Consider the following 23,903-nt stretch of genomic DNA (forward strand, 5'->3'; position numbering starts at 1 on the left):
ATCAATATCTCCGCCTGTATCGTTTACTTCCGTTTGGTCTCCTGCTAATAAGCTGTCATCGTTTAAATCTTGCTCTGTGCATGATGTGAATACTGTTACTAATAATGCTAATAAGAATGTAATTTTTAATGCTTTCATTTTCTTCGTGTTTTTGAGGTTATTTTAAATTTTGGCAAATGGAATTCTGGCCCTATAATTTGTACGAATTAAAGGGTAAAAAACTGGTAATTATCTTAAGATCAGTGAAACAAAAGTACAGAAGAAAACTTTTAAATTTTTAGTAAAAAAAGGATTTCCCGTAAAAAACACGCAAAAAAAGGCTTAACCTTACTGAAAAAATAAGGTTATTCTTGCGCAAAATGCATTACATCGATAATCGGCCGCGACGAAGACCTAAAAAAAATTGAAATTGAAAGTAAAACTCTACAGAAAAAGCTAAAATTAGCTATAAAGTTGATTTATTTTTAACAATACTCGTCTTTACAATCTTAGTTTTTACATCTGCACTGGCAGGTAAATTTTGCATTCGAGCAATTAACATTTGCGCAGCACTTACTCCAATCTCTTTTGCGTGCTGACGAATAGTTGTTAATTTGGGGATGGTGTGGTTAGAATCCGATTTACTTGCAAAAGCAATTACCGAAAATTCTTTTGGTACTTTTAAACCTAGATTTATTGCTGTATTTAGTGCAATAACTCCAGACGAACTATCGGCTGCTATAACAGCATCAACCGTTCTATTCTTTTTTAGGAAAGATTTTATTTTTTTCTGATGATCGTCTTTTTTCCTTTTTATCTTTAAAACTAATGGCTCTTGTACGCCATGTTCTAAAATAGCCTTATTGTAGCCACGCTCACGTAACTTACCCACACTAAGGTCGTTAATATTACTAATAAAGACAATGTTTTTTCTTTTTTCTTTTAATAAACTCTTAGTTGCATTGTACATCGCATCAAAGTCATCAACTATAACCTTGTCGCACATGACATCGTGAGCAACGCGATCGAACATAACAATTGGTAAGCCCTGACTAATGGTTTTTTTAAAGTGTTCAATTTCATTATTAATTTGTGTTTCTTCAGCAACCGATAAAATAAAACCATCTACACTCCCATTGGCAAGTAATTGTAAACTTTGTTTTTCTTTCTCTAGCGATTCATTTGATATACACGTAATGATATTGTAACCATGTTTTGCGGCTTCAGTTTCGATACCAAAAAGGACTTTGGCCAAAATTCTGTTTAAAATGTTTGGGATAATAACACCTATAGTTTTGGTTTTATTATTTTTTAAACTTAATGCTACTTTGTTCGGTTTGTAATTGTACAGTTCTGCAAGTTCTTTTACACGTCTCACAGTATCCTCTCCAATTTCTTCGCTATTATTTAAAGCTTTTGAAACTGTAGAAATTGAAACGCCTAATTCTTTCGCTAATTGTTTTAATGTAACCATACAAGTTTTGAGATATAAAGAAGTGCAATTTACAAAAATACTATTTTCAAATTACCTTACTAAAAATAAGTTATAATTATTTTATACCAGCAGTTCTTATTGTTTAAATTATATTTTTTCAATTTACCGATATTCTGAGTAATTATTAAAAATAGAGATCCTTTTGTAATTTTTTCTTAAACAGCATTTACTTTTATTAAATAAGTATAATTTTGTTGCAAACAATATAGCCAACTCAAACTAATCCAATTAAAATGAAAACAAAAATTTCAATTGTATTTTCTTTTCTATTTTTATCAACCCAACTCATTTTCAGTCAAATAAACGGAAAAATCATTGACAAAGATATTAACGCACCTTTAGAGTATGCTACAGCGGCACTTTACAAAATAAACACAGAACTTGTGACAGGTGTTGTAACTAACACAGAAGGTGAGTTTTCATTAGAAAACATAAAACCCGGAAACTATTATTTAGAAGCTTCTTTTATGGGATACACATCTTATAAATCGGCAACTATTTCGGTTAACAAAAAGGGACAAGCTATTAACTTAGGTGTTATAAAATTAACTTTAGGCAGTCAGCTAAACGAAGTATTGCTTAAAGCAGAACGCTCTGCCGTAGTACACAAAATTGACCGCCAAGTATTCGACACAAAAAAATATCAAAATGCCGAAGGTGGAAATGCTGTAGATGTTATAAAAAACTTACCATCGGTAACTGTAGATGGCCAAGGAGAAATTAGTGTTCGTGGCAGCAAAGGTTTTACAGTTTTAGTAAACGGAAAACCAACACAAGGCGACGCCGCTTCTATTTTAGCTCAATTACCTGCAAATGCTTTAGAAACGGTAGAACTAATTACAGCGCCATCTGCAAAGTACGATCCAGAAGGTAAAGGTGGGATTTTAAATATTAAAACAAAAAAAGGAGCTACTAACGGTACCTTTGCTCAAATAAATGCTCGAGGTGGCTTTCCGTCAATCGAACCTTACGATACTAAAGTTCCTGCAAAACGTTACGGCCTTGATGCTACTGTAAATAAACGTAGCGACAAATGGAACCTCTCTCTTGGTGCCAGTTACCAACGTAATGATAAAACAGGCCGAAGAGAAGGCGATATGTTTATTGTAAACCAAGCTGAAGATAAAACAACCTTTTTACCTTCGGATGGTGAACGTAGTTTTGACGACATTAGCTATAACGGACGTTTTAACGTCGATTTCACACCAAACCCGAACGATGAGTTCTCACTAGGTTTTTTCGCCGGAAAACATACTAAAGAAAGGTTAGCAGATATTGTTTATTACGATAATCATGCGGTATCTCCAATTGGAACAGAAAATAGATTGTACTCCTTTGAATATTACAACCACAATTTAAGAATTAGAAAAGGAGATTTTGCCTTAGGAAGTTTTGATTACGCGCATAAGTTTAACGATAAATCTAAACTTTCGACTTCTTTTTTATATGAATACACTTTTTTAGGAGGTCCAACAGTTAATGATAATTTAGGCCACCCGGATAACTCGATTATCTATCAACAAGAATACAACACCAATGATAATCCGCTTTACGGAACCCGTTTTAACTTAGATTATACTTGGAAACCGTTTTCTTTCGGAACTATAGAAACGGGCTATCAATACAGAGACATCGATCACAAAGGAGAATTTGTTTATGAGCGTGATGGTAATTTAGTACCAGAATTCTCTAGTGATATTCAATTAAAACGTGCCATCCATTCGGGTTATGCGCAATTAACAGGTAAAAAAGATAAATGGGATTATGCTGCTGGTGTTCGCTTAGAGTCTATGGATAGAACCTATACTGAAGCTTTAAAAAGCGAAACCACAACCAATTTATACGAGTATGATTTTGTGAAATTATTCCCTTCAGCTTCTGTACAATTTGCTGCAAACGATAAAACAAATATTAAAGCCGCCTACAGTAAACGTGTTGAACGCACCACCACTTTAAAAATGAATAGTTTTGCCGAGCGCGAACATTCTGAAGTTTTTGAGCAAGGTGATAATACACTATTACCAGAATTTATAGATTTAGTTGAATTGGGTATTACTAAAAAATTAAAAGGCGGGAACTCGGTATACGCAACGGCTTATTTTAGACATACCGACAATGTAATAAACCGAGTAAACACACTAGCATACGAAACAAATGGAGCCGTAATCGATAGCGTTATAAACCGTGTATATTCTAACGTTGGAAAAAGTAACGCAATCGGTTTAGAGTTTGGAGCAACCATTAAACCAACTAAAAACTGGAGCAATGTTTTTGGTGCCAATGTGTATAATTATGCTATTGATGGTGTTTTAAATTTTAACCATAGAGATGGTGTTTCTCGTAGTTATGATATCGATACAGAATCTACAATATATTCTTTCAACCTAAATTCTACTTACTCGTTTTGGGAAAACGCATCACTTCAATTTACATTCAATTATCTATCTGCTAGAAACACAGCTATGGGAGAAGATTCTCGTTTTTACTCACCTAATTTAGCCTTTAGAAAAACCTTTCTTGATAATCGTTTAACTGCAACATTACAATGGCAAAACATAGATATGGGTCTATTAAATACAAACGAGCAACGTATTACAACCTCTAGACCAGACCAATTTTACACCACAACTAATTATGTTTACGAAGTAGATATGATATCTCTAAACCTATCATACACATTTAATACGGTAAAAAATAAATCTAAATTTATTGATAGTGAGTTTGGTAAAAAAGAGTTTTAATACCCTTTAATAAATTACATATGAGATCCTGTAAGACCATTAAGTTTTGCAGGATTTTTTATTTTAATATTTAACTAACATCGCTCTCAGTTCTAGTTTGTATTTTTGTTTTTTTTAAAAAAATTATATGAATTTATCTGAAGTTAAACTTGTTGTCACCGATATGGATGGCACTCTATTAAACAACAATAGTGAAGTAAGCGATCGTTTTTTTAATCAATTTGAAGAATTAAAGAAACGAAACATTCATTTTGTTGCTGCAAGCGGAAGGCAATATCAAAGTATTACACAAAAACTTGACACCATTAAAAGTGATATTTCGATAATTGCTGAAAATGGCGGATTAATGCAACATAACAACGAAACTAATGTTTTATTGAAATTAACTCCAGAAGACGTTTTAAAATCTATTGAAATTCTTCGAGAAGTTCCGGGCTGCTATATTGTTTTATGCGGAAGAAAAGCGGCTTATATTGAAACGAACGATTCTAAATTTATTTCAAAATTCAATGAGTATTACGCAGCTTATAAAATTGTTGACGACCTAACTAAAGTAACCAACGATGATTTTATGAAAATAGCTGTTTATCATTTTGAATCTTCCGAAGCTAATATTCTGCCTCATATTTCAAACATTGAAAAAGACTATCAAGTCACGGTTTCTGGTTTAAACTGGCTCGATATTTCTCATAAAGACGCGAACAAAGGCTACGCATTAAGCATGCTTCAAAAGGAAATGGGAATTCATAAAAATGAAACTATGGTTTTTGGAGATTATAACAACGATTTACAAATGCTAGAATTAGCTCATTTTAGCTACGCCATGAAAAATGCCCACCCAAACGTAAAAAAAGTAGCCAATTTTGAAACTAAAAGCAATATGGAACAAGGTGTAGAAAGTGTTTTAGAAACCTTAATACAGAGCGTTAAAATAGATTAGATATTACGAAACTCAAACATCTTAACTTATGTTGAGGTTTTCACTATAAAACATAAAAAAGCCTTTGATTTTTCAGCTAAGAAAAAGAAAGGCTTTTTAATTTTTAAAGCGGTATTCCGCTTATTTTCTAACAGCTTCAATAATAGCTAATGCATTTTTTACATCTTGCTCTAATTTAGCGTAATCTTTATTCGCTATAATATCTTTAGAAATTAATTGAGATCCCATTCCAACGCAAGTTACACCTGCATCGAACCATCCCGATAAATTTTCTTTAGTTGGCGAAACACCACCAGTTGGCATAATGCTTGTCCAAGGTTGTGGTCCTTTAATTCCTTTTACAAATTTTGGCCCGTATAAATCACCAGGGAAAAGTTTCACGATTTCGCAACCTAACTCTTCAGCTCTTGCAATTTCAGTTAAACTTCCGCATCCAGGAGACCATAAAACTTTTTTACGGTTACATGCAATTGCAATATCTTCTCTTAAAACAGGAGTTACAATAAAGTTTGCTCCTAAAGCCATATAAAGAGATGCTGCAGCACCATCGGTAACAGAGCCTACACCCATAATCATACCTGGTAATTCTGCAATAGCATACTTAGTTAATTCTCCAAAAACTTCGTGAGCGAAATCGCCACGAGCTGTAAATTCCATTAACCTTGCACCACCATCGTAACACGCTTTTAGTACTTTTTTACTTAGTTCAATATCGTTATTGAAAAATAAAGGAATCATTCCTGTATCTTTCATGGCTTGAGCCACTTCTAATCTTGAAAATTGTGCCATTTTTTTATATTTATTCGTTAAGTTAAATAAGCTGTTAAGCTGTTGACTCGCAAATAACGACTCAACAGCTTAACAAATAAACTTATATATTATCTTGCAACACGTCCTGAAGCATCTCCACCCATAAGTTTTTCAACTTCGGCAACAGTTACTAAGTTCGCATCACCTTTAATAGTGTGTTTTAAACAAGATGCAGCAACTGCAAAGTCTAATGCATTTTGATCATCTTCTGGGTATTTTAATAATCCGTAGATTAAACCTCCCATGAACGAATCTCCACCACCTACTCTATCTACGATATCAGTAATTTGGTATTGACGTGTTTGTAACATTTGTTTTCCATCATATAAAACACCTGCCCATGTGTTATGAGATGCAGAGATAGAACCTCTTAATGTTGTAATTACTTTTTTAGCTCTTGGGAATTTCTCTGTCATTTGCTTACAAACTGATAAAAAAGCTTCAGCTTTAACATCATGTCCTGCTGTTTGAACAGCTGCTCCATCTGGTTTAATACCAAAATGCATTTCTGCATCTTCTTCGTTTCCTAAAACGATATCACAGTAAGATGTTAACTCAGTCATTACAGCTTCTCTATGAGCATCATCACAGTAGTTCCATAATTTAGCACGGTAGTTTAAATCTGTAGAAATAGTAATTCCTTTTGCACTAGCAGCTTTAACAGCCTCTAAACATACATCTGCAGAACCTTGAGAAATTGCAGGTGTAATTCCTGTCCAATGGAACCATTCGCATCCTTCAAAAACATCATCCCAGTTAATCATTCCCGATTCAATTTCAGCAATTGCAGAGTGTGCACGATCATAAACCACTTTAGATCCTCTTGATACAGCACCAGTTTCTAAAAAGTAAATACCTAAACGATCTCCACCGTAAACAATTTTGTCTACACCAACACCTCTTTTACGCATTTCCATCATAGCACATTCGCCAATATCATTCTTTGGTAAACGTGTTACAAAATCAACATCTACACCGTAGTTTGCTAAAGAAACTGCTACGTTAGATTCTCCTCCACCATAAACAGCGTCGAAATTATTTGCTTGTGAAAATCTTAAAAATCCTTGAGGAGCTAATCTTAACATGATTTCTCCGAATGTTACTACTTTACCCATTTTTTTAAATACTTATTTGTTTTTATTAAAGCTGCTTAAACGTTTAACCAAAAAAATTAAAAATAAATCAAAACCTTATATTTTAAATACCGTGCTTTGATTCTAAATACTAACTCTGTATATTTGCTTAAACGTTTAAGCAAATATATAAAAAATTTCATTGTGAAAAAGAAAACAACCATAAAAGATATTGCAAACGTTTTAAATATATCTGCTGCCGCAGTTTCAAAAGCACTTCACGACGACTCTAGAATTAGTGATAAAACAAAAAAAGCGGTAAAACAAGTTGCGAAAAACTTAAACTACCAGCCTAACCATTTAGCGAGTGCTTTAAGAAGCGGCAAAAGTAATCTGGTTGGTGTTATTGTACCGCGTACAAATAGCAACTTTTTTTCTTCGGTAATCCAGAATATGGAAGAGGTTTTAAACAAAGCGGGCTACAACATTATTATAACACAATCTAATGAGTCTTACAAAAAAGAATGCGCTAATATTGACACCTTATTGTTTACACAAGTAGACGGCATTATAGCCTCGATGGCCAATGAAACTGTAGACTTAAGTTATTATGAGAAAGTTAAATCTAAAGGTATTCCTTTAATTCTATTTGATCGTGGTGAAAACGATTTAAATGTAGATTATATAGGAATTAACGATTACAACAGCAGCCACATGATTGTGGAACATTTAGTAAAACAAGGCTGTAAACGCATTGCCCATATTGGAGGTTTTAAGCGAACCCGGATTTTTAACAATAGAATTCGCGGTTATGTTGATGCTTTAGAAAAATACAATTTACCACAAGATCCAGAACTATTAATTGAAAGTAGCTTAACTACTGAAGAAGGTAGAGAAAAGATGATCGAACTATTGGCCTTAAAAAATAGACCCGATGCTGTGTATGTTGCTGGAGATTATGCTGCCTTAGGTGCTTTTCAAGTTTTAAATGAACAAAACATTAGAATGCCTGAAGATATTGCCTTAGTTGGTTTTGGAAATGAAGCTTTTACAGCTATGGTTTCTCCAACAATTACTAGTATTGAACAACACAGCTCCGAAATAGGTCAGCAAGCCGCTAAAACGTTTTTAAAGCACGTTAAAAACGAATCGTTTACTCAAACATTAAACAAGATTATTTTAAACGCGGAACTGATTATTAGAGACTCTTCTAAAAAACAATAAAGCGCCTTTGTAGTTAAACAAAGACGCTTTATAATTTTGACTAAATCTGTAATTACTTAGATACCTAAAGCTTGTCCTCCACCAATTTGGATAGTTTCAGCTGTAATGAAAGAAGCATCTTTACTAGCTAAGAAAGAAACAACACCAGCAACTTCTTCTGGCTCACCTAATCTACCTAATAAAACACTGTTTGCCCAAGAAGCAAAAACTTCTGGTTTAGTAGCTTTAATTTGTGCATGGAAAGGCGTATCGATAGTACCAGGAGATACTGCATTTACTCTAATTCCATATTCAGCTAAATCTTTAGCTAAAGCTCTAGTGATAGATTGTACTCCACCTTTAGATACTGAATAGATTCCAGCTCCAGGTCCTGCACCATTCCATGCTGCATTAGAAGTATAGTTAATTATGCTAGGGTTTTCACTTTTCTTAAGGAAAGGAATTGCTGCTCTTGATGCAAAGAATACTGAATCTAGGTTTAAAGCCATAACAAATCTGTATTGTTCAGTTGTCATTTCTTCAAATCTAGCTCTAACACCAATACCACCCGTGTTGTTTACAAGAACATCAATTTTCCCGTATTTTTCACCAATTTTAGTAATGTTTTCAGTTACTGCTTCGTCTTTTGTCATATCAAATCCGAAATATTCAGCAGTAATTCCCTCAGCAGTAAGTTCTTCTATACGTTTTGCACCTACTTCATCTTCAATACCGTTTAATACTACAGTATATCCGTCTTTCCCTAACCTTTTTGCTACTTCGAAACCAATACCACCTGTAGCTCCTGTTATTACTGCTACTTTTACTTTTGAATTACTCATATCGTTTAATTTTAATATTTAATATACTTGTTTGATGTTAATTTATTTTTTCTACTTGTTCTATCTTTCTTATTAAGATAAATATGGACAATACTGCCATTGGAGCTAAAACCGCAATTACAACGAAGGCTGGTGTATATGAAACCTCGGCTATCAATGGAATTAAAGTATTCATGATAATTACTGAAAATGCGGCTACCGTACCTGCTAAACCAGCTAATGTACCAACCGATGGTCCTCTTAATAAATCACTAGATATTGTTTGGATATTCCCGATTGCAAATTGGAATCCGAAAAGCACAACACTAACGATATAAATAAAAGTCATTGGGTTTTTCTCGGTTACTAAGAAAATAATACCTAATAAGCCTAAGAAAATTAATGAACATCCAATTGTAATTGTAATTTTTCTAGCGGCATCAACGGTTTTAGTTTCCATTAATTTACCAGAGTACCAACCACCAATTAGACTACCTGCCATTCCACCTAAGTAAGAAATCCATATTGTTGATCCAATTTCAGCAATACTAAATCCAAATTTAGAGTGTAAGTATAAAGGCATCCAGCCGACAAACAACCACCAAATTGGTTCTATAAAAAATCGAGATGCTAGTACACCCCAAGATTCTTTGTAACTTAATATTTGAAGAACACTTAATCCTTTTTCTTTCTCTTTTTTCACTTCTACAGAAGCAATAGCTTCTGTTCTACTATTCATAATCAAGTTTCTCTCTTCATCTGTAATCCAAGGATGCGTTTCTGGAGTTGTTTTATTAATAAACAACCATGGAATTACCCATAATAAACCAATTGCACCAATGATGATAAATGTTGTTCTCCAACCAAAATGACCATATAAATAAGCAATTAACACTGGAGCAATAACACTCCCTAAAGAGGCTCCTGCATTAAAAATACCCTGCGCAATAGCGCGCTGTTTCACAGGAAACCACTCCCCATTACTCTTTACGGCTCCTGGCCAGTTACCTGCTTCACCTAAGCCTAAAAGAGCTCTAAACAATGTTAAAGACACTAAACCTCTTGCAAATGCATGAAATATAGAAGCTACAGACCATACTACTATAGATACTGTAAACCCCATTCGTGTACCAATGATATCATATAACTTACCCGATAAAAACTTACCTAAAGCATAAGTTATCATGAACACATTAAGCATAATAGCATAATCTGATTCGTCCATGCCCAAATCCTTTCCCATTTCTGGCCACATTACACCAAAAGCGGTTCTATCAATATAATTAATAACTGTAGCAAGACAGATTAATGATATTATCCACCAACGTAAACCTTTTACTTTCATAAGTTTATTATAATTAAGTTTAATTTAAATATTCGCTTATCCACGAACACGTTATTTTTCAAATGAGATTCAATTTATTCAACCTTATAACAATATTGATATAGAATTTTAAAATGATCTTTCATTTTTTGCTTGGCTAATACAGGATCTTGCTTTTTTATGGCATCGTAAATATCATTATGCTCTTGAATTCCAACAACTGCCTGATCGATATTACAAACATGATATTTACCGAAATCGATAATTATTTGCGGCGTAATAGTTAACATAAACATGTTTATGGTACTATTTCCGCTTGCCTTTGCGATTGCTAAATGAAAAAGTAAATCTTCTTGCACAGCATCTTCACCAGACAAGGCTTTTTCTTTATAAGCATCTAAAGCCTCCTTTATATTTTCTAAATCTTCTTCTGTTCTTCTTAAAGACGCTAGCCTTACTGTTTTTAACTCCAACAAAATTCTTGTTTCTACTAACGATTTAAAATCTGAAGATTCTAATCTTAAAATATCATCAATCATTCCATTCATTGCAATTACACCAATGTTTGCCACAAAAGTTCCGCTTTGAGGAATAGATTTTAATAAGCCATAGAATTCTAATTTCTGAATAGCATCACGAACATTAGAGCGTGTTACTTCAAACTTTTCAGATAAGGTTCGCTCTGCAGGTAATTTATCTCCAGGCTCCAAATTTTTATAATTGATAAGATCTCGAATTTTACCAATTATATCGTTTTGCACTCTCTGACTCTCGCTTATTGTAACTACTTCTAACTTCATATGTTTTTCAATTTAATGACTACCAACTGGTTAACACTTGTTTATAATTAACCAAATAAAGGTGCTAAACTTAAACAAAACAGTTAAGTTATTAATCCTGTTTTATCTAGTATCTTTTTTCTAATCTCATCAAAATAGATTCCTTCTTCTTATTTTTTAATGAGTTACTTCTAACTCGTAATATTTAATTTTAGAATAAGAGCCCTCATCTCTTGATTGAAAATAATTTCCGGCCTTAAAATAGTTTTCGAAAACACCCCATTTTCTCATATGAATACCTTCGTAAACCTTATACTCATTATTGTTTAGCACAATAACCATTTTACCTTCGGATACTTTAACCTCTAAAGTGAACTTTCTAAAACCGACTTCTTGTTCAAAATTGAATCCATCATCATCATCCCAAGCGTCTTCATGCAATAAAGCTTCACCAGTTGCACTTAAATCTTTAAGTACTTTAGTTTTTACTCTAATTTTACCTTTATCCCAATATATTTTCAAAATTGGAGGTGCATTATTATCTTTTTGGCCAATTAAATCTCTTTGTTCATTTGTTAAACGTCCATGGATTTGCATGATAATAGTTCTATGATATTTCCCTTCTGAATCTTTGGTGGTTTCTCCCATGGCAAGTTTCCCTTTCATGTTAGCTCCGTCTGCAAAGGTCCAGTTTGTGTTATTATCACCAGGAACCATTTGCTCTCTTAATTCAGACCTTGTGTACTTTGTATTTGCCGTTGTGGCATTACTAGGAAAAGAATAAAACACTAATGCTCCACTGGTAGAATCGTTGTACATATAAGGTATTAATCTCTCATCTGTAGCGTAATTCAAAATTTCAGGTGGCTCAATATTCATTGCTCTTCCTTTTTTATTTAGCTCTGGGGTAGTAACACTCCAATGACTTAAATCAATATTTGGAAGCTTTATCTTTTTCTTTTTTTTCTTCTTCTTCTTTTTATTTTCAACTTTAATATCCGAATCTGAAACGTTGCTTTTCTGTGCATGACAAGCAACGTTTCCAGATAGAATTATTGATAATAATAGTACTAATAGTTCTTTTCGGATGTTTTTCATTTTATACTGAATTATTAATATTAAAACCCTGGAGTAATAATATCTACGTTATCGATAAAGACTTCTGAATTACCATCAACAGCCGTTAAAGATCTAACATAAATAATAACTTTATCAGATGACGCCTCGAACGTTAATGTATTCGTTGTAAACGTACTTCCACTTGTAGCCTTACTAGAATTGAAATCATTAGTAATTTCTAAATACGCGTCTGCATTATCCTCAATACCTACTTCCGTAGTAATTTCAGTATTCAAAATAAATACTTCTGTAACTAACCCTTCTACTTCTGCACGGGTATCAATTGTAAATGTATACTCTACACCTGGCTCAACAGCTACTTGTTGATACAAACGACGGCAAGTACTATTAAGCTTTCCTCCTCTTGTTTCACCACCATTTCCGTAATTACCATTACTTGAAGATGAAGGTTGTTCATCAGTACAATATTCAGTATCAATATAACTATTTAGTGCCGAATTATTCCAAAGCGCTTTATAAGGACTATCTATTTTTACGCCATCATTATTTTCTACAGTAGAATTTGGTGTCATGTCCCATGCATCAGCATTGTCACCGGTATTTTTAGTAAACTCATCAAAAGATCCATTTAAAACAATAGCTTTAAATGTTGGTTCTACACCCCCTGCAGGAACAGCTTTTACAATACTTTTAGACACACCTGCATCATTTGTAGTGGTTAGAGTAACTTCATAACTTCCACTCTCAGCATAGGTATGTACCGGACTTTGTTCTGTAGATGTATTGCCGTCTCCAAAATCCCATAAATAAGAAACAGCCAAAATAGATTCATCCGTAAACGTTGCTGTTAAAGATTTTGTAGAAAAGCTAAAATCCGGAACTGTTGATAAAACTAAGCCTTCTATATTTTTAGAAACGGAAACACTTGCACCTAAAAAATTAGTTACTGTAAGAGTTGCTACAAATGTCTCTGCCGTTTTATAAGCATATACAGGGTTAAAATCGGCATCCTCTTCAGTATCTTCAATATTCCAACCTAAAGTTTCCCCATCACCAAAACTCCAAACCAAATCACTAGCTCCCGAACTTAAGTTCTCGAAAGTAACTTCCGAATCTATAATGGTAAAATCAAAATCAACAAAAACAGGTGACACCAATGATGTAGCTTCTGCCACCAAACCATCTGCACTTTTTGTTGTTAAGCTTACAGAATATAAGCCTCCTTCGGCATATGTATAATCTGGATTTGCTTCAGTTGATGTATTACCATCGCCAAAATCCCATAAATAAGAAGTTGCATCTGTGGAATAGCTTCTAAATACTATTGATAAATTATCATCAGGGTTTGTACTATTCGTAAATAAAGTATTTGGTTGTATGTTATTTACATTTCCTGTTGGAGCTACGAACTCATCATAACCACTATCGTAACATGATACAAGCCCTAAGAACATAGAAGATAATACAAAAACACTCCTATTGAATTTTTTAAATATTTTATAATTCATAATATTAAATTTTAGAACGTTTATTGTTTAACTGTTATATCAAATGCATCTAACCTACTTTCAACACCAGAATTTGTAAGTAAAATGATTACTTTTTCATTTTCTCCTGCTTCAAAAGTTATAGCATGCTTTTTGAAAACATCATCTACCCTACCAACATTATTATCTGTTCTAGAAGCAATAATGTTTGCGGCTAACTTGGCCTCATCTAGACTTGTTGCATTTGTACTTACTATAGATACAGTAACATCTCCGAAAGCATTTTCTTCAAATGCACTGAAATAAGTTAATACATAAGTTGCTCCTGGAGTTACTTCTATTTCCTGATAACCAACTCTGGTACCATCTGCTGGAAATTTAGATGCTTGTAATCCTTCTGGCAAAATACCTTCGGCTTTTGAATTAATTTGAAATACACTACCCCAAGCACTACTACTTGGTGCTCTCCAAGAATCTCTGCCATCTCCAGAGCCGTCAAACAAACTATTATCCTCGAAACCAGGCTCTCCAATTTCTGGCTGTGGAATTGTAGGTACAGCTTGGTTTACAGTAACCAATTTTTCAGTGTAATTAGATTTACCAAGGTTATCGGTAACCGTTAAGCCAACCGTATACTCTCCTGGTCCAGGAAAAGAAAATATTAATTCTTGATCTTGTAATGTTGCCGGTGGCAAAGCTGTTATTTGACTTTCCAAGTCTGAGATATTTTGTAATACTTCATCTGAAAGTGCTGCTTCAGCCGCGACTAATTGAGCTTCAAAATCAACAATCTCTGCTTCTAGTACATCAATCTTAGCTTGATTAGTTTCACATGGTAATTTAAACTCGCGTTTAGCAATCTCTTTTTCAATAGCTACAACAGATGCTCTTTCAGCCTCTATTTTAAGATTTAAAATAGGCAAGTCTTTATTAATAAAAGTAACGCCATCTGCAGGAGTTATTGACCATTCATACATTGTTCCGTTAACAGCTAAATTAGAACCTGCTTGAAAATTAAAATCATAGTTAGCCCATAATTCATTTTTTTCGCAGTCAAATTCAGAAGATGTAACATCAGTTAAATTATAAAATGGTGTTGGGCCTGTAATATCTTCCAAATCGCCAACATTAGCTAAGTCATCGCTAACACAAGAAGTTAAAGATACAATAGCACCCAAAACTATATACTTTATATTATACAAATATTTATTCATAATTATCAGGTTTTAGTATCCGTTATTTTGTTTATAGAAGTTTGGTAAATTATCTATTTCTCTTTGTGGAAAAGGAAGATATTTCTTTTCGTTTGTATAAAACAAACTGTTTTGATTAGAGAAATTTGTTAAAACCTCATCTGCCTTACCAAATCTAATTAAATCGTATAAACGTTGATTTTCAAAAACAAACTCAACACGTCTCTCTTCCAATAAATCAGCTTTTGTTAAGTTAACCACCTCTTCTAGACCAGCTCTTAATCTTACTTTATTAAAAGCATCAATAGCTCTAGAATCCGTAGTACTATCATCGTTTCCTAAAATAGCTTCAGCATATAGCAATAAAACATCGGCATATCTTAAAACAACCCAGTCATTATCTCCAATCTCACCATTTGTCGGAAACTTAACGTTAAACGTATCTTTTGTGTTATCTATTAATGTTGCGCTATAATCTAATGCATTAAGACTAGCATAGAATCTTACCGGTTGTAATTCCGGGTTCATAACCTCTAAGAAATCTAAAGTTGCAATATTTACACCATTTGATGGTCCTTGCAATGTCATGGCGAAACTATGTGATTCAGAATCTGTTTGTACTTGATCATCTAAAGCGCTATCACTAGTTACATAATTGTCACTACTAACTAAATCGTAGGCTATTGAAAAAATAACTTCATCATTAATTTCTAGTGCAGAACTGTTTGACCAAGATCCATCAAGAACACCATCTGTATAACCATCTGAAATTGTATTTCCTAACACATGCCCATAATCAATTACTAAATTAGCGTAATATTCTGCATCAGTTAAAACATCAGTTGTAGGGTTTAAAGGATCTGCATTAAACTCAAATTGCTCAGCGTTATTTCTTTCAGTAAAAATTAAGTCGTAATTATAACTTGTATTGTTTTCAATAACAGAGGCTAATAAAAGCTCTGCCTCTCCATAATTAGGATTTGGTTGACTTAAATATGCTTTTGCAGCTAAACAAATAGCTGCACCTTTAGAAGGTCGATATCTGTTTTGTACACCACCATCCAAATAAGCTATAGATGTTTTAAAATCATTAATGATTTTCTCATAAACATCTGCTTCTGGCAATTGAGGATAATCTAAAGCTTCGTCCTTAGTAATATCTAAAACCTTATCAATATAAGGTACATTTTGATATGCTCTTACTAAATTAAAGTGGCATAACGCACGCATAAAATAAGCTTCACCCACAGTGTACTGTTGATCTTCTGGCGCTAAAAAACGATTATCAATAATGGTATTAGCATGTTTAATTGTCGCCATATTATTAGAATAATATGTTGCAACATCACCATTATTAGGATCTACATTATAAGCGTTAATTGCAGGAAAATTTCCGTTTTCTGAATTTGCTCTAACGTTATCCGATCTTAACTCAATTAACAAAAACTCATTTGCAGGAACTTTTTGATATGCATCTAAAACTCCATTGGATAGTAATTGAAACCCGTTATTGGTTTGTAGTAACTCCTCTATTGAAAGTGCTGTAGGATTACTAAGATCAAGTTCTTTCTCGCAACTTGTAACTAAAGCTACTACAGAAAAACTTACTAATATTTTTTTATATATATTTTTCATAACTAATTAAAATTGAAAGTTAACCCCTGCTGAAATTGTTCTAACCACAGGACCATCTCCTCTTTGGTAGCCTGATGTTAATGGCGTATTTGCGTTATCAGATGTTTGACCTGAAGCATCCGGATTAAACCCTTCATACCCTTTAGCAGTAAAGAATAATAAATTCTCACCAGTGATATAAAACCTTAATCTATCAATCTTATTTTTTGATGTAAATGATTCTGGTAATGAATAACCAAATGTTACATTTCTTAAAGTTACAAAAGATGCATCTTGAATATGATCATCTGTAAACCTTCTATGAACCGTTAAATCTCTATCCGGGAAACTAGCTAACTCATTTACTGCAGACTCACTAGCATAATATAATTGATCTAAATCGGCAACTCTTACTTCAGCTCCGTGAGATCCTTGCCATTGGAATGAAAAGTCGAAATCTTTATATCTAAAATCAGAATTGAATCCCCATGTGAAATCAGGGTAAGGACTTCCTAGTTCCGTTCTATCTTCATCATCAATAATTCCATCATTGTTTAAATCTTTTACATAAACATCTGCAAAATCATTATTAAACCTATTGAAAGGATTATCTACCCATTCTAAAGGAATTTCTTTTTCGTAAACCCAACCGTAAAAAGAAGTTATTGGCTGTCCTACTCGAGCAATAAATTGTGTTGCTCGAGTGTCTTGTGCAATTTCAGAAATAATTTGCTCACTTTTACCTAAACTCTCAACCGTATTTCTGTTTAAAGAAAACTGACCCGATGCAGACCAGCTGAAGTCTTCGGTAGTAATAAGTCTGGAATTCAATTCTATTTCAACACCTTCATTTTTAACCTCACCTATATTCTGCAACCAATTATCTGTACCATAAGAACTAGGTACCGGAGCAAAAAGTATTAAATCTTCACTTGTTCTAGTATAATAATCTAAGGTTAAATTTAAAAGACTTCTACCGAAAGTAACATCAATACCTGGGTTAAATTCTATTAATTTCTCCCATCCTAAATCTTGATTTGCTAAAGTTAATCCTTTAACACCTGTTTGACCGTTATAACCAACAGTACCGAATGTTTCTTCAAATCTGTAAAGCGACTGAAAGATGTTATTTGAAATTTCATTAGAACCTGAAACACCGTAACTAGCTCTTAACTTTAAAAATGTTACAAACTCACTAGACGATAAGAAATTTTCTTTTGACATTACCCAACCTGCAGAAGCTGCTGGAAAGAAACCAAATCTTGTGTTTGGACCAAATCTTGTACTACCATCTCCCCTTGCTGATACTTGTAATAAGTATTTTTCATTATAGTTATAATCTATTCTACCAAAATATGACACTAACTTATCGGTTCCATTGTCCGTATAAGTGGTACCTCCATCTGCAAGCGCGATATTATTATTGAAATCATTTGTGTAACCAACAGCCTCCGATTCTTGAACGAAAAAATCACGTTGTGTATACTCGAAGCCAAGAATAGAATTTAAATTATGCTTACCAAAATTCTTCTTGTATTTAAGAAGTGACTCAAAAGCGAATTGATTTAACTCATCCCTACCTTCTGCACGGAAAGATTCTTGATCTCTATTCTCTTGTCCATATAGATAATCGGCCTCATTAGATTTATTATGTCTAAAAACACCTGAAATAGTCTGTCTAAAATTAAGACCTTTAGCTAATTCAAAATCAATATAAGATGATGCATTTAAACTTAATTTTCTCTTTTTTCTCGATCTCTCTAAGAAATGCACTAAAGGATGTACGTTTTTAGTTGTAGATAAAGTTAAGCCTCCCGATGTTAAATCGCTAGCCACTGGCAGCCCTGTATTGGGATCTCTAAGAATTTGTCTAGGATTATTTGGGTCTTGTGTAAAAACATGATCAAAAGCTCTAGAAAACCCATAACTTCCTTCTTGAAGGTTTTCAAATAATTTACCTGCATCTGTAGATGTGCCTACATCTGTAGAGAAATTAGTAACATACTTTAAGTGCTCTTCATTTAAGTAAAGTGGCACATGCCCCATTTGTCTTAATGGATCTGTAAAACGCGCTGGTAATTTATTTTGGTCGTTGTAGTTAACATTTAAGTTAGCTCCAAACCTAATTTTCTTATTTTTAGATTTACTATCAACCTTTATTCTAGCATTGTATTTTTTAAAATTATCAGTTAATGCAATTCCTTCATCTTCAAGGTACCCTAAAGATGCTGTATAACTCGTTAATTCAGTTCCACCTCTTACAGCTAAAGAGTGACTAGTAATTACACCACCATTAAAAACTTCATCTTGCCAGTTTTTTTCACCATCTCCAAGAGAAGCAATAAAATCCATGGCTTCAAGTTCGGCATAAGCTGTGTTGTAATCTCCTAGAATTCTATCATAGTTTGGACTATCTGTAGCTATACCGTCAATAACACCCTGTAACCCGTTTAACCTTGCTCTTTCATCAGCAATTGTTGTGTTAAAATTATCGTTTTTATTAGCATACTTATACCCCATAAACGTGTTATAAGAGAATTTTGTTTTCCCGGCAACACCTTTTTTAAGCGTTACCAAAATCACACCATTTGCACCACGAGAACCGTAGATTGCAACAGATGATGCATCTTTTAAAACACTTATTGATTCAATATCATTATTATCAATAGAACTTAAAATATCAGCATCTGTACCTAAAACAATACCATCTACAACAATTAAAGGTGCCGACGATCCTGTAATAGACCCTGGACCTCTTAATGTAATTTTAGGATCACCTCCAGCTTCAGATGATGCAACTTGAATTCTTAAACCCGCTACTTTGCCTTGAAGCGCATCTTCTACACGCGCAACAGAAACATTTTCAAGATCTTTACCTGAAACCTTAGATAAAGCACTTGTTATTGTTTTTTGTTTTTGATCTCCATACCCAATAATAACAACCTCATTTAATTGAGCAACGTCTTCTTGAAGCGAGATGTTTAAAGTATTTTGGCTTCCAACAATAATAGTTTGAGACACAAAACCGATATAAGAAACTTGTAGAATATCGCCTTCTTCAACTTTTATCTCGAAAGCACCATCAAAATCGGTAGAAGCCCCTTTTGATGTGTTTTTAACGATAACATTTACCCCTGGAATAGGAATGCCATCTGTCGCTGAAACAACAACACCTTTAAGTTGTATGCTGCCCTGCGCAAATAAAGCAATATTGAATACCAACATCACTACTAAAATTAGTTTAGACTTTAAATTCATAATCAATTTAGTTTAATTTTTATTTGGTTTGGAATTTTTGCTCCAAAATTAATTGAACCCTATAATGCTCAAAAAACTCGATTATTTTAAGAGACATTTAACTCTTAAAGCAATCCTAAAAACAATATGAACTAACTATAATCTTAGTAATTTTGTAGAACACATGTTTTTATTACTGTAATGGCATGTTTTAATTTACTTCCCTCCTAAAAGAAGTAAATCAATTAAAACAAGGATGGGCGTGGACCCTTCCTTTTTTTTGTTTGCTATATTATTAGAAAGCTATCATTTTAATATTTAGTATGAGATTTAATTTATTTTACTAAGCTCAAACAACTGGTTGACCAGATTGGTTTACCAAATATATACAAAATTTTGTTAATTCTAGCCTTTTGATATATTTTAACTAAAAAAAAGTTAAAATTATATCGAAGTAATTCTATAAAACCTAAAAAGATAAATTTAAAAGACTTGTGTTTTCAAACTTTTTAAACTTACCCTAATGGTTTTAAATTACCTAATTATGCTTTATCTCCAAAATAAGACACCTCGCCACCACTTAAGAAATCTTCTCTCACAGGACTAAATGTATCAATTAGCTCACCTGCTTCCAAACAAACAGCACTATGCATTAAATTAGGCTCAATATATACACCATCTCCAGCTTCTACAATTTGCTTTACTCCATCAATTTCAAATTCAAATTTACCCGAAGCACAAAAAGTAGCTTGCGTATGAAAATGTTGATGTGGAGAACCTAATGCCCCCTTCTCAAATTTCACTCTTACCATCATAATTTGATTATCGTAACCTAAGAATTTTCTTGATACTCCTCCACCAAGTTCTTCCCATTGCATGTCTTTTGTAATGACGTACTTTTCACTAAATCGCTTCATTTTTTTTTGTTTTTTATAATTTATTTAATCGCACTAAAACAAGAACATATCAAAATATAATTCTTGTTGTTTATTATTATTTTAATTCTTTCAAGGTAAAAGCTCCTGTCCATGAAACAACTTCACCTTCAATAGTTACTTTATGGTCCGAACCTGCTTTATTATCCAAGTTAGAGATTACAAATAGCTTTGTTTTATTATTATCTGTTTCAACCTTTACAGCCGTGTATTCCGCAACATCATGAACAACTTCAACATGCTTTACATGGCTATATGCATTTTCGGCAAACTCAGACCTAGCAGTATATGTTCCATGAGATTCTACAACCGATGCAAAAACAGTATTTTTAGTGTTTGTTTTACGAAGAATAAAAGCAGGTTCATTACGTAAATTATAATCTGGATCGTTAGCACCTATTTTTGCTAATATCATTTTATCACCTTTAGCAGTTGCAGATGTTATAGAATAAAATTTACCATTCGATAACCAGGTTAATTTAGCATTATCCCCAAAAGAAACACCTTCAGCCTCTTTATACAAATGTTGGTAACCGTTATCCTTACCAAAAACCGTTGGGGTATTTAACTTATTATATTCAAAATTGGTTTGCATTAATTGTCCTAAATAGTAAAATGGAAAATCGTATTTATTAGATGTATTAGATACTACTTTCATGAAGTCTAAAAGGTACGGCTTAGCATAACTTTCATCATTTATAAACACCACTGTACGTTGCATTTCTGTACCAGGGTATGCATTGCTTTCTTTAGCACTTGCAACTTGTAGGTTTTTATTAGAAACATCAAACACATACTTATTTGAATGATGTATACTTCCAATTTCATATTTACCCATAAAATGAGACGTTTCATTTTGAACCAACGTATTATGAGCTATGGACTGCTTAGCCCATGTTTTATTTTCTTTTAAGTAGTTTCCGCCACCTTTTTGTTCAATATTTACATAACGCGCTAAACCATAATCCTGAAGCACCTCATCACCATCTTCATAAAGCGAGTATGATAATTTATCGTAATGCCCATGGCTTAACCCTTGTGCTGCATATTTAAAAACAAGTTCTAAATCTTCGCTTCTTAATATACCAACAGCACCCTCATCTCCGTTTTGCCCATCACTTAGTTCAATAGATTTTTTATCAAAAGACTTACCTAAACCTTCCTTAATACCTAAAGCAATACTTAAACCCGTATCATCTAAAACAACACGATCTTGCTTTTCAGCAATACTTAACAATTCTGGATTTTTACCTCCAAAATGATAAGCGATATCCACAGCAGTTACCACAGCACTCGTATAATAACTCATTCCTTTTTGCCCATCGTTTAGTGGAAAAAAGTCACCATCTGCATCACTCAAATTAATAAGCGCATCGACTGCTTTAATTAGTACACCATTTTTATATTCAAAAATATTTAACTCAGGTTTTACATTCTGAAGCGCTTCAGCAAATATTAAAAAAGGGTACATAGCATAACGTTGGTAGTATGGTCCTTCGGTATAATATCCATCTGGAGAAAATGGCTCATCTAAATTACCATAGAATCCTAATTTCTGTCCTTCTACTTTTATAAATCCACCATCATTATCTTTCATTCCAACTTTTAAATTGTCGGTTTTTAAACCATTTAAAGCATCTTCTAATAAAGCATCATTATCCATAACCAAGGCTATCATCCCAACAGCAACATTACCCCATGTACTATGGTTGTGCACACGATTAAAAAACTGTGGATTTCCTTCGGAAATAAACTTTGCGAAAGGAATAAACAAATTATTTTCTAAAACATCACGATCTTCTGGGCTCAACCAATCATAAACACAGTCGTAAGCTTGCGCCGAATAGACCAACCAGTTAGCATCGTTTAAGCATTGCCAAAACAACTTCCCTCTTGCATAAGACCGAGTTTGTGGATGCACTGGCAATGTTGGATACAGCTTAGCATAAGCCATTAACATATCTTTTACGTACGTAGCATATTTTTCATCGTCTAAAATTTGATACAAAACCCCTGCCTTTTGCATCATATAGAAGTTCTGCTTATGACGTTGGTGCGTATATCCTCCAGAAAAATCTTTAGGAACTGGAACTAGGATTCCAACCTCAATTTCTGCGTCGACCTCAGCTTTCGTTTCAGCCAAACTCTTATCAAAAATTGGAATATTCCCTAAATTTGCACGTATATCCCTTACTCCTTTTTTGGTTAAAACCAAACTTGGATGTCCACTTTCCGCTTCAGTAGTAGCGACTTCTACACTAGTATCCGAGACTTGCTCTTTACAAGAAAAAACTAACATTAAAACAAGCATGATACTGAGCAAATTGACTCCTAAATTCTTCATATTTTTTTGGAAATAGTTTAATTGGTTTACCAAATTGGTTTACCAAATATAAGTATAATTATCACTTGCACAAAAGATTGCCTAACAAAATCTAGATTTTAACAAACCCCAAAGACCCATTTGCTCAAAAAAAGCACACACATATAAAACTAAGGAACAATAAGTTAAACAAAAAAAATACTCAACAAAAACACATAAACCCCTATCCTAATTAAACCTAAATTATATAATCTCTATTTCAAGCAATAAAATCACAACATACAATCTAAAAACAACTTATTCGATAATAATTTTGTATATATATTTTCTTACCTTAGTTGCATATCATTTTCAATATGCACAACAACAACTCCAGCTAACTACTAAACTCTTAAAACTAAGAACTATCTAAAACAAGTAACGTTTTATTAAAAACCAACATCTACCTCAATGAGACAATAAACTAACCAATAAAACCAATAAGCTAAACACGCAAATCAAGATAACGACAAAGGCTTTTATTTAATCAAAAAACCAAAAAAGACTACGTAATTATTTCAATTTCATAAAAAATTAACACATATTTTATCATGTACACAAAACCTTCAAATCCCACGAGTAATCTAGCTTTCTTAACAATTTCGTAACATTCGACATGTAAAACAAAACCAACCACTCTTGTTTTTATGAAATATTTAACTATATTTGGTAAACCAAAGTGGTAAACCAAAGTGGTTTGGCAGTTTAAATTCAGGTTTTTTTGACCAAAAAAAAGATTTCAAACTAATCCTTAAAATCTACGAGAGATAAAAATGAAAAACTAAAAAAGAAACTACAAAAAGAAAACGAAAAAGCAATCCGAGATATAG

The 23,903-nt window shown here is 33.2% G+C and carries 16 protein-coding genes; 3 read left to right on the forward strand and 13 right to left on the reverse strand.

Features of this window, described 5'->3' with window-relative positions; translation table 11 throughout:
* Nucleotides 1-445: 445 nt before the first annotated feature.
* Nucleotides 446-1,453 (reverse strand): LacI family DNA-binding transcriptional regulator, encoded by a 1,008-nt coding sequence (locus BM246_RS08500; protein ID WP_042504740.1) that lies wholly within the window; start codon nt 1,451-1,453, stop codon nt 446-448.
* Between the two features lie 254 nt (nt 1,454-1,707).
* On the opposite strand from BM246_RS08500, the gene BM246_RS08505 reads away from it, so the two are divergent.
* Together BM246_RS08505 and BM246_RS08510 are read left to right on the forward strand one after the other, a co-directional pair.
* A complete protein-coding gene (locus BM246_RS08505; RefSeq protein WP_074937200.1) occupies nt 1,708-4,215 on the forward strand; it encodes a TonB-dependent receptor in 2,508 nt (835 codons plus the stop codon).
* A 127-nt stretch (nt 4,216-4,342) separates the two neighbouring features.
* A complete protein-coding gene (locus BM246_RS08510; protein ID WP_042504738.1) occupies nt 4,343-5,155 on the forward strand; it encodes an HAD family hydrolase in 813 nt (270 codons plus the stop codon).
* 120 nt (nt 5,156-5,275) lie between these two features.
* Here the strand turns inward: BM246_RS08510 and BM246_RS08515 are convergent, their stop codons facing one another.
* A complete protein-coding gene (locus BM246_RS08515) occupies nt 5,276-5,944 on the reverse strand; it encodes a bifunctional 4-hydroxy-2-oxoglutarate aldolase/2-dehydro-3-deoxy-phosphogluconate aldolase (RefSeq protein ID WP_074937202.1) in 669 nt (222 codons plus the stop codon).
* Nucleotides 5,945-6,033: 89 nt separating this feature from the next.
* Nucleotides 6,034-7,080, reverse strand: coding sequence for a sugar kinase (locus BM246_RS08520; RefSeq protein WP_042504737.1), 1,047 nt, complete (start codon nt 7,078-7,080; stop codon nt 6,034-6,036).
* Between the two features lie 159 nt (nt 7,081-7,239).
* Here BM246_RS08520 and BM246_RS08525 point away from each other — a divergent pair, with 159 nt between their 5' ends.
* Entirely contained in the window at nt 7,240-8,262 is a 1,023-nt protein-coding gene (locus tag BM246_RS08525; protein WP_074937548.1) for a LacI family DNA-binding transcriptional regulator, read from the forward strand.
* Nucleotides 8,263-8,318: 56 nt separating this feature from the next.
* Here BM246_RS08525 and BM246_RS08530 read toward each other — a convergent pair whose 3' ends face one another.
* From BM246_RS08530 to BM246_RS08575, 10 genes are all read right to left on the reverse strand, one after another.
* A complete protein-coding gene (locus BM246_RS08530; RefSeq protein ID WP_042497532.1) occupies nt 8,319-9,083 on the reverse strand; it encodes an SDR family NAD(P)-dependent oxidoreductase in 765 nt (254 codons plus the stop codon).
* Nucleotides 9,084-9,120: 37 nt separating this feature from the next.
* Nucleotides 9,121-10,407, reverse strand: coding sequence for an MFS transporter (locus tag BM246_RS08535; RefSeq protein ID WP_074937205.1), 1,287 nt, complete (start codon nt 10,405-10,407; stop codon nt 9,121-9,123).
* Nucleotides 10,408-10,481: 74 nt separating this feature from the next.
* Complete coding sequence (locus BM246_RS08540; protein WP_042497536.1) at nt 10,482-11,186, reverse strand: FadR/GntR family transcriptional regulator; 705 nt, start codon at nt 11,184-11,186, stop codon at nt 10,482-10,484.
* A 156-nt stretch (nt 11,187-11,342) separates the two neighbouring features.
* The gene (locus BM246_RS08545; protein WP_042504736.1) at nt 11,343-12,263 is read right to left on the reverse strand and encodes a polysaccharide lyase family 7 protein; all 921 of its coding nucleotides are present in this window, start codon (nt 12,261-12,263) and stop codon (nt 11,343-11,345) included.
* A 20-nt stretch (nt 12,264-12,283) separates the two neighbouring features.
* On the reverse strand, nt 12,284-13,753 hold the full coding sequence (locus BM246_RS20210) for a PKD domain-containing protein (RefSeq protein ID WP_083415742.1): 1,470 nt from the start codon (nt 13,751-13,753) through the stop codon (nt 12,284-12,286).
* 20 nt (nt 13,754-13,773) lie between these two features.
* On the reverse strand, nt 13,774-14,946 hold the full coding sequence (locus BM246_RS08555; protein ID WP_042497544.1) for a hypothetical protein: 1,173 nt from the start codon (nt 14,944-14,946) through the stop codon (nt 13,774-13,776).
* Between the two features lie 12 nt (nt 14,947-14,958).
* Nucleotides 14,959-16,560 carry a RagB/SusD family nutrient uptake outer membrane protein gene (locus BM246_RS08560; protein ID WP_042504731.1) on the reverse strand — a complete coding sequence of 534 codons (1,602 nt, stop codon included), beginning with the start codon at nt 16,558-16,560 and terminating at the stop codon, nt 14,959-14,961.
* A 6-nt stretch (nt 16,561-16,566) separates the two neighbouring features.
* Nucleotides 16,567-19,797 (reverse strand): SusC/RagA family TonB-linked outer membrane protein, encoded by a 3,231-nt coding sequence (locus BM246_RS08565; RefSeq protein ID WP_074937211.1) that lies wholly within the window; start codon nt 19,795-19,797, stop codon nt 16,567-16,569.
* Nucleotides 19,798-20,318: 521 nt separating this feature from the next.
* Nucleotides 20,319-20,693 (reverse strand): cupin domain-containing protein, encoded by a 375-nt coding sequence (locus BM246_RS08570; RefSeq protein ID WP_042497547.1) that lies wholly within the window; start codon nt 20,691-20,693, stop codon nt 20,319-20,321.
* Between the two features lie 76 nt (nt 20,694-20,769).
* The gene (locus BM246_RS08575; RefSeq protein ID WP_083415743.1) at nt 20,770-23,055 is read right to left on the reverse strand and encodes an alginate lyase family protein; all 2,286 of its coding nucleotides are present in this window, start codon (nt 23,053-23,055) and stop codon (nt 20,770-20,772) included.
* Nucleotides 23,056-23,903 lie beyond the last annotated feature (848 nt).

Source organism: Algibacter lectus, assembly GCF_900112395.1.
In the GTDB taxonomy this organism is placed as follows: domain Bacteria; phylum Bacteroidota; class Bacteroidia; order Flavobacteriales; family Flavobacteriaceae; genus Algibacter; species Algibacter lectus.